The 13508-nt window shown below is 73.2% G+C and carries 10 protein-coding genes and 2 pseudogenes; 8 read left to right on the top strand and 4 right to left on the bottom strand.

Features of this window, described 5'->3' with window-relative positions; genetic code table 11:
- Positions 1–151 precede the first annotated feature (151 nt).
- The 3 genes from CIK06_RS32690 (at position 152) to CIK06_RS26795 (ending at position 2329) form a co-directional block, all read left to right on the top strand.
- On the top strand, positions 152–484 hold the full coding sequence (locus tag CIK06_RS32690) for an SRPBCC domain-containing protein (protein WP_369916038.1): 333 nt from the start codon (positions 152–154) through the stop codon (positions 482–484).
- A complete protein-coding gene (locus tag CIK06_RS32685) occupies positions 481–684 on the top strand; it encodes a hypothetical protein (protein ID WP_369916037.1) in 204 nt (67 codons plus the stop codon). The genes CIK06_RS32690 and CIK06_RS32685 overlap by 4 nt, the downstream gene beginning before the upstream one ends.
- Before the next feature lie 271 nt (positions 685–955).
- Positions 956–2329, top strand: a complete 1374-nt coding sequence (locus CIK06_RS26795) for a PQQ-binding-like beta-propeller repeat protein (protein WP_095567129.1) — start codon at positions 956–958, stop codon at positions 2327–2329.
- A 138-nt stretch (positions 2330–2467) separates the two neighbouring features.
- On the opposite strand, the gene hisC is transcribed toward CIK06_RS26795, so the two are convergent.
- From hisC to hppD, 3 genes and pseudogenes are all read right to left on the bottom strand, one after another.
- Positions 2468–3571 (bottom strand): histidinol-phosphate transaminase, encoded by a 1104-nt coding sequence (hisC, locus tag CIK06_RS26790; protein WP_095567128.1) that lies wholly within the window; start codon positions 3569–3571, stop codon positions 2468–2470.
- Positions 3568–4739, bottom strand: a pseudogene (locus tag CIK06_RS32680) (RDD family protein). Before CIK06_RS32680 ends, hisC begins: the two are co-directional and overlap by 4 nt.
- Before the next feature lie 105 nt (positions 4740–4844).
- The gene (hppD, locus tag CIK06_RS26775; RefSeq protein WP_095567126.1) at positions 4845–6059 is read right to left on the bottom strand and encodes a 4-hydroxyphenylpyruvate dioxygenase; all 1215 of its coding nucleotides are present in this window, start codon (positions 6057–6059) and stop codon (positions 4845–4847) included.
- 133 nt (positions 6060–6192) lie between these two features.
- Here hppD and CIK06_RS26770 point away from each other — a divergent pair.
- From CIK06_RS26770 to CIK06_RS26750, 5 genes and pseudogenes are all read left to right on the top strand, one after another.
- Positions 6193–6701, top strand: a pseudogene (locus CIK06_RS26770) (Lrp/AsnC family transcriptional regulator).
- 63 nt (positions 6702–6764) lie between these two features.
- Entirely contained in the window at positions 6765–8210 is a 1446-nt protein-coding gene (locus CIK06_RS26765; protein WP_369916035.1) for a PQQ-binding-like beta-propeller repeat protein, read from the top strand.
- Positions 8211–8290: 80 nt separating this feature from the next.
- On the top strand, positions 8291–9961 hold the full coding sequence (locus tag CIK06_RS26760; RefSeq protein WP_095567125.1) for a fumarate hydratase: 1671 nt from the start codon (positions 8291–8293) through the stop codon (positions 9959–9961).
- 100 nt (positions 9962–10061) lie between these two features.
- Positions 10062–11471 (top strand): aspartate ammonia-lyase, encoded by a 1410-nt coding sequence (locus tag CIK06_RS26755; protein WP_198348025.1) that lies wholly within the window; start codon positions 10062–10064, stop codon positions 11469–11471.
- A 251-nt stretch (positions 11472–11722) separates the two neighbouring features.
- Positions 11723–12646, top strand: coding sequence for a fibronectin type III domain-containing protein (locus tag CIK06_RS26750; RefSeq protein ID WP_095567123.1), 924 nt, complete (start codon positions 11723–11725; stop codon positions 12644–12646).
- A gap of 125 nt (positions 12647–12771) precedes the next feature.
- Here CIK06_RS26750 and CIK06_RS26745 read toward each other — a convergent pair whose 3' ends face one another.
- Complete coding sequence (locus CIK06_RS26745) at positions 12772–13500, bottom strand: IclR family transcriptional regulator (protein ID WP_095567122.1); 729 nt, start codon at positions 13498–13500, stop codon at positions 12772–12774.
- Between the last annotated feature and the right edge of the window lie 8 nt (positions 13501–13508).

The raw sequence follows: 13508 nt of genomic DNA, 5'->3' as shown, positions 1-13508 counted from the left end.
ATGCTCACTGAACGGTGATCGGGTTTCCGACCGTATCGGCGATGGGCCCTCGGGCGATCGACGGTCCTGGCTTCCCGGGCGCCTCTTACCGTCTGGTGGTAATGCGGTGACGGATCGCTCAGTACGCCGTACCGTGGTGCGGGGAGGTGCTATGTCGACCGTGGCGGTGACCAGACTGATCGAGGCCAGCGTCGATGAGCTGTGGCAGGTCTTCACCGACCTGCCGGCCCGCGCGGCCCATCTGTCCACGGTGGAGAGCGTCGATGTGCGCACCGCCGGCCCGTTCGGCGCCGGCACCCGGTGGCGCGAGATCCGCACCCTCCCGGACGGCCTCCAGGTCGGCGAGGAGTACGTGGTGGAGCGGGTCGAGCCGCCGACCCTGTGCACGGTCACCTCGCCGGGGTGGGTGCCGACTACCGGATCACCCACCGGTTCACCCCGGTCACCGTGGGCCGGCACCGCGGCTGCACCACGGTCACCGTGATCCAGGAGGGCGGGCCGACCGCCGCATACGGCCGGTTGCTGGCGCTGATGTTCGGCGGCCTGGCGGCCCGGACCGTCGAGGGCGCCCTGCGTCGGGACCTCACCGACCTGGCCGCGGCAGTGCAGCGACGCGACGCGGGCCGTACCGATGACCGGCGGCGCGGCGGGCGCCGGCGGGACGACCCGGCAACCGCCGCCTAGGGCCGACCCGGCGGACCGGCCTCCGGGGCCGACTGCCGTTCGGGGTCCGACTGCCGTTCGGGGCCGGGGATGATCCGGCCGACCGGCCATCACGCGCGGTGACCTCGCTGACCGCGACAAGATTTTTTACTCTCATACCTCAGAGTCATAAAAATGACTCCCAGGCATAGCCGTGAAAGGCGTGTTCGATCCTGGCGCGGTGGGCCGCGTGTGCGGGGATCAGCCAGGCCGGCGTCGTCCGGCTCGGGGCCCGGCCGATAAGGTCCGGTACATGGCGATACCGCGGCGGAGCAGCTGGGGCCGGATTCTCGGCGCCACCCTGGCGGCCGTGCTGGCGGCCGGCGTCATCGGCGTGGTGGCCTACCGGGTGTTCGCTCCCGCGGAGATGCTCACCACGGCCAGCCCGGCCGACTACCCGCAGGCGCCGCGCAGCTCGACCGGGGTGCGGGGGACCCTGCCGACCGCGCCGCTGATCGTGGCCGGCCGGATCCGGGTCTCCGGGGCGCGCTGGGAGGTCAGCGCGGACGGCCCGGTCGACGCCCGGTACCGCAACACCCCCTACTGGGCCTTCCGGCGCTGGCCCGCCGAGCTGACCGGCATCGTGGCCACCGACCAGGGCGGGTCGGCCGGCACCGCCGCACCGGCCGGCACCGCGACGCCCGACGGCACCGCCGCGCCGGCCGGTACCGGGCGCCCGCTGGTGGTGACGCGCTGGTCGGACGGCGAGCTGGTGGCGCTGGACGCCCGGACCGGCGGCATCGCCTGGCGGGCCGCCGGCCCGGCGACCGACGCCCGATACGACGGCCGGCGCACCGGTGCCCGGACCGGCTACGACCCGCCGGGGCTGCGCCTGGCCCGGCCGGCGGACGGGCCGACGGTGCTGACCGTGGCCGGCCGCACCGAACTGGTCGGATTCGACGCCGGCACCGGACGGCGGCTGTGGCATGTCGACGTGCCGGCGGCGTGCCTGGCCGACCAGCTCAGCACCGCGTCCGGCCAACTCGTCGCGATCGACACCTGCGACTCGCCGCGGGTGGTCCAGTTCCGGGACGCCGCCACCGGTGCCGTGCTCCGGAGCTGGGGCCCGGGCGGCGGCGACCCGGGTGGCGGCGACCCGGGTGGCGGCGGGGCGTGGGTCGGTCTGGCCGGTCTGGGCTGTGCGGCCGGTCGGTCCGGCTGTGCCGCGATCCGACTGACCGACCAGGCCGGCGGCGGGCACGGTTGGCTGGTGGACCGCCCCGAGCCGGCCGCGGCCCCGCTGCTGGACCCGCCCGGCACCGACGTGGTGGACGGGCTGGCCGTCACGGTCGACGGGACCGACGCGCTGGCCCGGCCGGCCGGTGGCGGCCGGCAGCGGTGGCGGCACGCCGTCGACCCGGGCAGCGTGGTGCTGGCGGTCCAGCCGGGCCGGGTGCACCTGCTCAACCCGCGCCGGGAACTGCTCACCCTGGACAGCCGTACCGGGCGGGAGGTGTCCCGCTTCGACCTGCGGTACGGCGAGGACGGCATCGGTTGGGACCCCGGCGCGGCGTACGCCGCGGACGGCTTCGTGGCGGTGGAGCGGCTGGCACCGCCGGTCGACCCGGGCGCCGAGGACCAGCGGTACTACCTGGCCGCCCGGCCGGTCATCCTCGCGGTGAGCTGACCGGCCGGCGGCCACGACCACGACCCCGGCCGGCGGCCACGACCACGACCCCGGCCGGCGGCCACGAACCCCGGCCGGCGGCCACGACCACGACCCCGGCCGGCGGCCACGACCCTGGCCGGCCGCGGCGAGCGCCGGTCAGCTCAGCGCGGTCTCGGCGACGGCCAGGAACAGGTCGTTCTCCGCCGGCGTACCGATTGTCACCCGGACGCCGTCCCCGTCGAACGGCCGCACGATCACCCCGCGCGCCTCGCACGCCCGGCCGAACTCCACGGCGCGGTCCAGCAGCGGCAGCCAGACGAAGTTGGACTGGCTGTCCGGCACGTCCGGCACCAGCTTGCGCAGCGCCGCGGTGACGCGGTCCCGTTCCGAGATCACCAGCGCGCAGCGCCGGCGTACCTCGTCGGCCTGGCCGAGCGCGGCCAGCGCCGCGGCCTGGGCGACCGCGCTGGTGGAGAACGGCGTGACCACCTTGCGCACGGCGGCGGCCACCTCCGGCTGCGCGACCAGGTAGCCGACCCGCAGCCCGGCCAGGCCCCAGGCCTTCGACAGGGTCCGCAGCACGACCACGTTGGGCCGGTCGCCGTACTCGACCAGCCCGTCCGGCACGTCCGGGTCGGTGACGAACTCCCTGTACGCCTCGTCCAGCACCACGATCGTGCTCTGCGGGACGGCCGACAGGAACGCGTCCAGTTCGGCCCGGTGCAGGCTGGTACCGGTCGGGTTGTTCGGGTTGCAGACCAGTACCAGCCGGGTGCGGTCGGTCACGGCCGCGGCCATGGCCGCCAGGTCGTGCCCGTGCCCGGCGGTGTTGGGCACCCGCACGCTGGTCGCGCCGCTGGTCGCCGTGATGATCGGGTACGCCTCGAAGGACCGCCACGAGTAGACGACCTCGTCGCCCGGCATGCAGGCGGTCCGGACCAGGTGTTCGGCCAGCGCCACCGAGCCGCAGCCGGTGGCGATCCGCTGGGCGTCCACGCCGAGCATGGCCGAAAGGGTGTCGCGGAGCGCCACCACCCCCATGTCCGGGTAGCGGTGCGCGCCCGCGGCGGCCTTGACCACCGCCTCGACCACGCCGGGCAGCGGGCCGTAGGGCACCTCGTTGCTGGCCAGCTTGACGGCCTCCGGCAGGCCCAACTCGCGGGCCAGGTCGGCCGGGCTGCGGCCGGGCACGTAGTTGGGCAGCGCGTCCAGGTCGGCCCGGGTGAGCCGGGCGGGCGCGGGTTCGCCGGGGGTGGTCATTCGGAACCTCCTGGGGAATCGGTGTTGCCGCCGCCCGTTGGGGCGGGGGTGCCGACGCGGGGGACCCGCACGACGACCGTCTGCGCGGCCTTGTCGTGCAGCGCCTGCCGCAGCGGGCGGTCGAAGAGCGGGTAGACGCTGTCGATCACCTGGATCACGAAACCGACGCAGCAGACCCAGAGGAAGACCGGGATGCCGCCCAGCACGTTCCACCGGCGCATCGAACGGGCGAAGGTGAGCCCCGGTTCGGTGCCGAGGGAGACCACCTTGACGCCCATCAGCCGCTTGCCCAGGGTCTGCCCGCTGCTGGCCAGGGCCGGCACCTCGTACGCGAACCAGAGCGCCACGATGATCAACAGGATCACGATCTGTAGTCCGGCGGCCTGCTCACCGGCCTGCGGCAGGTTCTCCGTGGACGAGTCCCCGGCCATCGACCGACGGAAGATCTCCCGGTAGACCGGGGCCACCTCCTGCACGTACCGCCAGACGAACCAGCCGTTCACCAGCACGTTGAGCAGCAGCACGACGGTGATGTCGATGAGTCGGGCGACCAGTCGTGGGCCGAGCGCGGCCAGCGCGAGGCCGTGGGGGTACGGCGTGGGCAGCGGGAAGCCGGGCGGCACCGGGCTGCCGGTCCAACCCGGCGGCGGGCCGGCCCAGCCGGGCGGCGGTGCCCCCGGCGTCCAGCCCGGTGGCGGGCCGGTCCAGCCCGGTGGCGGGCCGGTCCAGCCCGGTGGCGGCGATCCGGGCGTCCAGCCCGGCGGGTTGCCGGTCCAGCCCGCTGGTGGCGGTCCCTGCGTCCAGCCCGGCGGCGGTGACCCCGGTGGCCAGCCGGCCGGTGGTCCCTGCGTCGGTCCCGGCGTCCAGCCGGGCGGTGGCGCCTGCGTCCAGCCGGCCGGCGGGCTGCCGCCGGCCGGGTCCCCGGCGGCACCGGCCGGCTGGGCAGCCTGACCGGTCGCGGCCCGGTGCTCCGCCGGGCCGTTCTGGTCGGCGGTTTCACCAAGTGTTTCCGCGGCATCCGAATGGTCCGGCTCGGGCTCGTCCGGTGGGGACCCGGCGGCGGGGTGGCGTCCACCGGCAGCGGCGCGCCGATCCACCCCTCGCCGTCCCAGTATCGCTGCGTACTCGGCTCGGCCGGATCGCGGTACCAGCCCGGTTGCACCGTCACGGCGCGGACCTCGACAATCTCACGCTGGCACCTTATCCGCGCCGCGGGGGCAACGGTTGACGCGGCGGCCCGTCCCGGGCCGCCGCGCCCGGCGTACCGGCAACGTCACAGGTTGCCGCGCGCCTCCTGCTCGCGCTCGATCGCCTCGAACAGCGCCTTGAAGTTGCCCTTGCCGAAGCCCAGCGAGCCGTGCCGCTCGATCAGCTCGAAGAACACCGTCGGGCGGTCCTGCACGGGCTTGGTGAAGATCTGCAGCAGGTAGCCGTCCTCGTCCCGGTCCACCAGGATCCGGCGGGCCTTCAGCTCCTCGATCGGCACCCGGACGTTGCCGATCCGCGACCGCAGTTCGGGGTCGTCGTAGTAGGAGTCCGGGGTGTCCAGGAACTCCAGCCCGGCCGCCCGCATCGCGTCGACGCTGGCGATGATGTCGTTGGTCGCGACCGCGATGTGCTGGGCGCCCGGCCCCCCGTAGAACTCCAGGTACTCGTCGATCTGCGACTTCTTGCGGGCCACGGCCGGCTCGTTGAGCGGGAACTTGACCTTCCGGGTGCCGTTCGCCACGACCTTGGACATCAGCGCCGAGTAGTCGGTGGCGATGTCGTCGCCGATGAACTCGGCCATGTTCGTGAAGCCCATGACCCGCTTGTAGAACTCCACCCACTCGTCCATCCGGCCGAGTTCGACGTTGCCGACCACGTGGTCGACGGCCTGGAAGAAGCGCTTCGGCTGGATCCCGGCGTCGATCATCGGCTGCCGGTCCACGATCGGGCCGCGCGCCACGAAGCCGGGCAGGAACGGGCCGTCGTAGCGGGACCGGTCGACCAGGGTGTGCCGGGTGTCGCCGTACGTGGCGATGCTGGCGACCCGTACCGTGCCGTGCTCGTCGCTGTGGTCGGTGGGCTCCACCAGGCCGGTCGCGCCCTGGCCGACGGCGTGCGCGTACGCCGCGTCCACGTCCGGGACCTCCAGCGCGATGTCGATGACCCCGTCGCTGTGCTGCACGACGTGCGCGGCGCCCTTGGCGTCCGGGCGGACGGCTCCGGTGAAGACGAACCGGGCGGAGCCGCTGGTGAGCACGTACTCGGCGTAGTCGCGGTAGCCCTGCTCGGGTCCCCGGTACGCCACGCAGGTCATGCCGAACGCGGTGGAGTAGTAGTGCGCGGCCTGCTTGGCGTTGCCGACCATGAAGTGGACGTAGTCGAGCCCCTTGACCGGGAACGGGTCGTGCGAGATGTCGTGGTCCACCGCGCCGATCAGCTGGTCGGCGTCCACCTCGTCGCCCGCTCCGCCGCTCGTCGGTCGGTCGATCGCCTGGGTCATCGCGACTCCCTCCAGTTGGCGCCCGCTTCGTGGGCGGCGTCCTCCGGTCGAGCATTACGGCTCGGCAAGCTGCTGGGCAACTGTTGCAAAATTAGCTGGTCAGCTTGCGCATTACGTATGGTCTACTGGCGATATGGCTGTACAGGTTGACCAACTTGATCCGCTCGATGTCAGGCTCGTCGACCTGCTCGCGGCGGAGCCCCGGATCGGGGTGCTGGAGTGCTCGCGGCGGCTCGGGGTGGCGCGCGGCACCGTCCAGGCCCGGCTGGACAAGCTGGTCGCCCGGGGGTGATCCGCGGCTTCGGTCCGGACATCTCACCGGCGGCCATCGGCTTCACGGTCACCTCGTTCGTCACCCTGGAGATCAGCCAGCGGCACGGCCACGAGGCGGTCACCGCGCACCTGGCCCGGATCCCCGAGGTGCTGGAGGCGCACACCATCACCGGGGCGAGCGACCTGCTCTGCCGCATCGTGGCCCGGTCCAACACCGACCTCCAGCGGGTCATCGACCAGATCGTGTCGTACGAGGGCATCACCCGCGCCTCCAGCCTGATCGCGTTGGCCCAGCAGATCCCGTACCGGGTCCTTCCGCTGGTCCGGGCCACCGTCGCCGGCCCCCGGCAACCTGCCGCGGGACGGTGAAACAGCCCGCGACACGCCTGCTGGGGTGCCACGGATGGACGTGAACTTGGCTACGGTGATCCGGTGGCGAAGGGGAACGGCCCTTGCGTGAAGTGCTGGTTGGCCTTCGCGCTGGTCGTGATCGTCGTCTTGGCCATCACCGGCGTGTGGAACCCGTTCCCGCAGATCTGGGACTGGGCCAGCTCCGGCCGGTCGCTGTCCGACCCGGCGCCGGCCTGGCAGGAACAGGTCGGCGGCACGCCCACCGGCGTCACCGTCGCCGGTGACACCCTCGTTGTCCGCGAGCGCACCGTGGTCGAGGCCCGCAGCCTGGTCACCGGCGTGCAGCTCTGGCAGCGCAAGGCCGACTGGGCCGCGGTGGCCGGCGACGGGCCGGACGCGGTCGTCGCGGTCGGCAAGCTGCTGACCAAGGGGTACGAGGTGCTGGACCCGACCAGCGGGGCGGTGCGCCGCAAGGACACCTCGGCGGTGGCGGTGTGGGCGTACCGCAACGCGCTGCTGGACGCCCGGTGCAGCACCTCGACCGACTGCATGCTGACCGCCTGGGACCCGCGGGGCAGCACGGCGCTGTGGAGCACGTTCGTGCCGGGGGTCAGCACCGGGCTCACCGCGGACAGCCCGAAGGGACTCAACCCGAGATCCATCGGCGCCCGGCAGGTGGACGACGGTGCGGCCGGTCCCCGGCTGATGCCCGCGCTGCTCGGCCTGCCGGTGGACGGCCGCGTCGTGGTGGTGGACACCGCGGTCGGCCGGGTGGTGCAGAACACCAAGCCCGCACAGGACGACCGGATCGTCGTGGTGGGCGGCCGGGTGGTCCGGGTGCAGGCCAGGTCGGCGGACGGCACCTGCTACTTCACCGTGACGGCCACCGACCCGGCGACCGGGCAGGAGGTGTGGCGGCGCACGGGGCTCAACCTGCGAACCGCCGACGGCGCCGGCTGCGCCCAGCGGCAGAACCCGCAGGGCGGCGAGAACGTCCTGGTCGGGGTGGGCGCCGACGGTCGTGAGGCGGTGCTCGACGCGTACGACGGGCGGCAGTTGTGGACCGGCGCGGCCGGGGAGAAGCTGCTGGCGGTCGACGACCGGTACGCGGTGGCCCGCTCCGCCGACCAGAAGTCGGTCAACTCCCACGAACTCGCCGACGCGTCGGTCCGGTGGACCCGGCCGCTCAACCCGAAGGGAGCCGTCGGGCTGACCCCGTACGCGGTGGCGGTGATCGACGAGGATCCGGACCGGATCGTGGCGCTCGACCCGCGTACCGGACGCGAGCTGGTGAACGTCCACTCGACGGCCAAGGTGCTCGCGGTCGGACCCACCGGAATCGTGATCGGCGACGGTCGGGACATCGGCTACCTGCCGTTCGGGACCATCCAGGGCGCACCGGGGCCGGGCGACGGCCGCCCGGCCGGCAGCCCCACCGGTGGCGGCGTACCGGTGCCGGCCGACCCGACGTGCGGCGGCCCGAAGAATGAGATCTGCCCGCCGGGCAGCGCCGACCCGGCCGGCTGATCCGGCCCGCCACCTGCCCGAAGCCGGCCGGTGGCCGTCGCTTTCGCCGATGGATCGTCTCTGCCCTAGGCTTGCCCCTCATGAGCAGTGCCGCCGATTTCTCCTACGCGCCCCTGCTGCCGGTGGGGCCGGACCGGACCGAGTACCGCCTCGTCACCGACGAGGGCGTCGACGTGGTGCACGGACCCGGCGGCCGGCGCTTCCTCACCGTGGAGCCGGCCGCGCTGACGGCGTTGACCGCCGAGGCGATGCACGACATCGCGCACTTCCTCCGCCCGGCGCACCTGGCCCAGCTCCGCGCGATCATCGACGATCCGGCGGCCTCGCCGAACGACCGGTTCGTGGCCCTGGACCTGCTGCGCAACGCCAACATCGCGGCCGGCGGCGTGCTGCCGATGTGTCAGGACACCGGCACGGCGATCGTGATGGGCAAGCGCGGACGGCACGTGCTCACCGACGGCACCGACGCCGAGGCCGTCGCCCGCGGCGTCTACCAGGCGTACACCCGGCTCAACCTGCGCTACTCGCAGCTCGCGCCGCTGACCATGTGGGACGAGCGGAACACCGGGACCAACCTGCCGGCCCAGGTCGACCTGTACGCCGAGGACCCGGACGGGCATCCGGACGCGTACAAGTTCCTGTTCATGGCCAAGGGCGGCGGCTCGGCCAACAAGTCCTACCTGTACCAGGAGACCAAGGCGCTGCTGAATCCCACCCGGATGATGCAGTTCCTGGACGAGAAGCTCCGGCTGATCGGCACCGCCGCCTGCCCGCCGTACCACCTGGCGATCGTGATCGGCGGCACCTCCGCCGAGTACGCGCTGAAGACGGCGAAGTACGCCAGCGCGAAGTACCTGGACGAGTTGCCCACGGCCGGGTCGATGACCGGGCACGGCTTCCGGGACCTGGAGCTGGAGGCCGAGGTGCTGGAGCTGACCCGGCAGTTCGGCATCGGTGCGCAGTTCGGCGGGCGGTACTTCTGCCACGACGTACGGGTGGTGCGGCTGCCCCGGCACGGCGCCTCCTGCCCGGTGGCCATCGCGGTCTCCTGCTCGGCCGACCGGCAGGCGGTCGCCAAGATCACGCCGTCCGGGGTCTGGCTGGAGCGGCTGGAGACCGACCCGGCGCGGTTCCTGCCGGAGGTCACCGAGGGACAGCTGGACGCCGACTCCGAGGTGGTCCAGGTGGATCTCAACCGGCCGATGGCGCAGATCCGCGCCGAGCTGGCCAAGTACCCGGTCAAGACCCGGCTGTCCCTGACCGGCCCGTTGGTGGTGGCCCGGGACATCGCGCACGCCAAGATCGCCGAACGGTTGGACGCCGGTGAGCCGATGCCGGACTACCTGCGGGAGCACGCCGTCTACTACGCCGGCCCGGCCAAGACCCCCGAGGGGTACGCCTCCGGCTCGTTCGGGCCGACAACGGCCGGCCGGATGGACGCGTACGTCGCGAAGTTCCAGGCGGCCGGCGGCTCGTACGTGATGCTGGCCAAGGGGAACCGGTCCACCCAGGTGACCCGCTCCTGCGCCGAGAACGGTGGCTTCTACCTCGGCTCGATCGGCGGCCCGGCGGCCCGGCTGGCCCAGGACTGCATCAAGCGGGTCGAGGTGCTCGAATACCCGGAGCTGGGGATGGAAGCGATCTGGAAGATCGAGGTCGAGGACTTCCCGGCGTTCATCGTGGTGGACGACAAGGGCAACGACTTCTTCGCCGAGGTCACCAAGCCGGTCCTCACCATCGGTCGGAGCTGATCCCCGTCGGCTGGACCGAGCGGCCGGGGACGCGGTAGGTCCACCCGCTGCTGCCGTCCGGGCCGGCGATCATCTGCGGGCCGACGGCGACCGGGGCAGGATGGAACCTGTGACGACTCCAGAGGCTGCCGGATTCCGGATCGAACGCGACACGATGGGCGAGGTCGAGGTGCCGGCCGAGGCGCTGTGGCGAGCCCAGACCCAGCGTGCGGTGCAGAACTTTCCGATCTCCGGGCGCGGGCTGGAACCGGCACACATCCGCGCGCTGGCCCAGATCAAGGGTGCGGCCGCGCAGATCAACGCCGAACTGGGGGTGCTGGATCCCGAGGTGGCCTCGGCGATCGCCACCGCCGCGGCGCACGTGGCCGACGGCGGCTACGACGGCCAGTTTCCGGTGGACGTGTTCCAGACCGGCTCGGGCACCTCGTCGAACATGAACACCAACGAGGTCATCGCCACCCTGGCGGCCCGTGAGCTGGGGCGGGAGGTGCACCCGAACGACGACGTGAACGCCTCGCAGTCCAGCAACGACGTGTTCCCGTCCTCGATCCACCTCGCGGCCACGCACGCCGTCGTGCACGATCTCGTGCCGGCCCTGGAGCACCTGGCGGGTGCGCTGGAGGGGAAGGCGGAGGAGTTCGGCACCGTCGTGAAGGCCGGCCGGACACACCTGATGGACGCCACCCCGGTCACCCTCGGCCAGGAGTTCTCCGGGTACGCCGCCCAGGTCCGCTACGGCGTGGAGCGGATCCAGGGGGTGCTGCCCCGGCTGGCCGAACTGCCGCTGGGCGGCACCGCCGTGGGCACCGGAATCAACACCCCGCTCGGCTTCGCGGCCCGGGTGATCGAGCGGCTGCGCGAGCAGACCGGCCTGCCGGTGACCGAGGCGCGCAACCACTTCGAGGCGCAGGGTGCCCGGGATGCGCTGGTGGAGACCTCGGGGCAGCTCAAGACGGTGGCCGTGGGGCTATACAAGATCGTGAACGACATCCGCTGGATGGGTTCGGGGCCGCGGGCCGGCCTGCGGGAGCTGCGGATTCCGGACCTGCAACCCGGTTCCTCGATCATGCCGGGGAAGGTGAACCCCGTCGTACCGGAGGCGGTCCGTCAGGTCTGCGCGCAGGTGATCGGCAACGACGCGGCGGTGGGGTTCGCGGGCAGCCAGGGCGATTTCGAGCTGAACGTCATGCTGCCGGTGCTGGCCCGCAACCTGCTGGAGTCGATCCGGTTGCTGTCGGCGGCCGGCCGGCTGCTGGCCGACCGCTGCGTCGCCGACCTGGTCGCCGACGCCGAGGTCTGCCGCGGGTACGCCGAGGGTTCGCCGTCGATCGTCACGCCGCTCAACCGCTACCTGGGGTACGACGAGGCCGCCTCGATCGCCAAGGAGGCGCTGGCCCGGGAGAGCACGATCCGCGAGGTCGTGATCGGGCGTGGGCACGTCGAGTCGGGCCGGCTCACCGAGGAACAACTCGACGAGGCGCTGGACGTCCTGCGGATGACCCATCCCTGACCCGTTTCCGTACGCAGAATGACCCTTCTGTGAGCGCAGAGTGACACCTGCGCGGCACAATCAGCGTCGATGTCGCCCTATTTGTCGGTAATGACGTTTGTGTCGGACCACCCCGGTGTCGCGGCACCACCCCGGTGCCGCCGGTTGCGCAAAGGAGGTCCAATGATTACGGATAGTCACCACTGCTGAGGGGTTGACCAGGCGGACAGTGCGGTCGGAAGCGGTCGAGCCTCGCGGAACAGGAGCGGGCCATGTCCGAACAGGTGATCGGCCGCGACGCGCGCCACCCCGCCACGATCGACAAACCGTTACCGGCCCCCACCGGGCTCACCGCCACCCCACTGCCGGGCTCGCCCACCGAGCAACCGGCGATCATGCTGGTCTGGACCGACAACGCCAAGGACCCGGACGTGACGGTCCGGCTCCAACGGGCCGCGGACGCCGGGTTCGCCGCCGGGCTGGTCGAGCTGGCCCAGCTCTCCGGCACCACCACGTACACCGACGCGCCGGTGCTGGCCGGGCACACCCAGCACTACCGGATCCGGGCCGAGGGACCGACCGGCTGCTCGGCGTGGTCCTCTACGGCGTCGGCCCGGACGCTGCTGCCGGCGCCCATCGGGCTGCTGGCATCGGTCGCCGGGAACGGCCCGTTGCGCATCGACCTGTCCTGGACCAACCGCTCGTACGCCACCGGCGTCCACCTCCAGCGGGCCACCAACCCGACCTTCACCGCCGGCCTGGTGACGGTGGCACTCCCGGTCGGAACCAGTTGGGTCGACGACACGGTCGCCGCCGACACGACCTACTACCACCGGGTCCGTACCCACTACCTCGGCTCCGCGTCGGCCTGGTCGAACGTGGCCACGGTCACCACGCCGCACGCCCCGGCGGCGCCGGTGGGGCTGCGCGGCTGGGCGGTGTCCGAGCCCGGTGGCGCGACCGTGGTCACCGTGAGCTGGTCCAAGGACGCCGGCAGCGTCGTCACCGGCTGGACCCTCCAGCGCGCCGCGGACCGGGAGTTCCGCACCGGACTGGTCACGGTCGCCGTGCCCGGCCCGCGCCGGGCGGTCAGCGACACGGTGGCGCCGGACAGCACCTACCACTACCGGCTGCGGGCGGCCAACCCGGCGGGCATCTCGGTGTTCTCCGAGCCCATCGTGGTCCGGACGGCCTGATCCGGACAACCTGATCCGGACGGCCTGATCCGGGCCGCCCGGTGCGGCCGTGTGATCCGGCTGCCCGAACCGCAGCGCGTGATCCGGGCCGCCTGGTGCGGGCCGCCTGGTCCGGGCCGGGCGACTCAGCCGAGGGCGCTGGCCACGGCCTCCGCCGCCGCCCGCACCTGCCCGCCGACCACCGTCGGGTCCAGCGCGGCGAGCGCCACCACCCCGACGCTCGCCTCCAGTCCCGGCACGCCGAGCACCGGCGCCGCCACGCCGTACGCCCCGGGCTGCAACTCGCCGCTCGTGGCGACCGGCCGGTCCAGGCCCTTGCGGCCGGCCAGGATCGCCTGCCCGGCCGCGCCACGGTCGAGCGGGTGCCGGGAGCCGGTCCGGTACGCCACGTGGAACGCCGTCCAGCTCGGCTCGACGACCGCGAGCGCCACCCCCTCGCCGCCCTCCACCACGGTCAGGTGTGCGGTCGCCCCGGTCTGCTCGGCGAGCCGGCGCAGGGCCGGCAACGCGCCCTCGGCGAGCAGCGGTTGCGCCCGGCGGGCGAGGTGGAGAACGCCGACCCCCAGCCGCAGCCGGCCGGCCGGATCGCGGCGCACCATCCCGTGCTCGGCGAGCGCGCCGACCAGCCGGTAGACCACGGCCCGCCCGACGCCCAGCCGCTGCGCGGCCTCGGTCACGGTGAGCCCGCCCGGCGCGTCGGCCACCAGATGCAGCAGCCGCAGCCCCCGGTCCAGGGTCTGCGCGGATTCCGCCGGGCGTGACCGGCCGGTCGGTTCCGCCGGGCGTGCCCGGCCCGCCGACTCCGCCGGGCGTACCCGGCCGGTCGATTCCGCCGGCCGGCCCGTGCTGTCCATCACCGAAG

This window comes from Plantactinospora sp. KBS50, assembly GCF_002285795.1.
Lineage (GTDB): Bacteria > Actinomycetota > Actinomycetes > Mycobacteriales > Micromonosporaceae > KBS50.
The sequence above is the reverse complement of the archived record's forward strand: the minus strand, read 5'-3'. Positions and strand labels throughout refer to the sequence as shown.

What these genes read in the sequence shown, in the direction of transcription:
- CIK06_RS32690 (WP_369916038.1), top strand. Translation starts at nt 152, where the DNA reads ATGTCGACCGTGGCGGTGACCAGACTGATCGAGGCCAGCGTCGATGAG.
- CIK06_RS26795 (WP_095567129.1), top strand. Translation starts at nt 956, where the DNA reads ATGGCGATACCGCGGCGGAGCAGCTGGGGCCGGATTCTCGGCGCCACC.
- hisC (WP_095567128.1), bottom strand. Translation starts at nt 3,571, where the DNA reads ATGACCACCCCCGGCGAACCCGCGCCCGCCCGGCTCACCCGGGCCGAC.
- hppD (WP_095567126.1), bottom strand. Translation starts at nt 6,059, where the DNA reads ATGACCCAGGCGATCGACCGACCGACGAGCGGCGGAGCGGGCGACGAG.
- CIK06_RS26760 (WP_095567125.1), top strand. Translation starts at nt 8,291, where the DNA reads ATGAGCAGTGCCGCCGATTTCTCCTACGCGCCCCTGCTGCCGGTGGGG.
- CIK06_RS26755 (WP_198348025.1), top strand. Translation starts at nt 10,062, where the DNA reads ATGGAACCTGTGACGACTCCAGAGGCTGCCGGATTCCGGATCGAACGC.
- CIK06_RS26750 (WP_095567123.1), top strand. Translation starts at nt 11,723, where the DNA reads ATGTCCGAACAGGTGATCGGCCGCGACGCGCGCCACCCCGCCACGATC.
- CIK06_RS26745 (WP_095567122.1), bottom strand. Translation starts at nt 13,500, where the DNA reads ATGGACAGCACGGGCCGGCCGGCGGAATCGACCGGCCGGGTACGCCCG.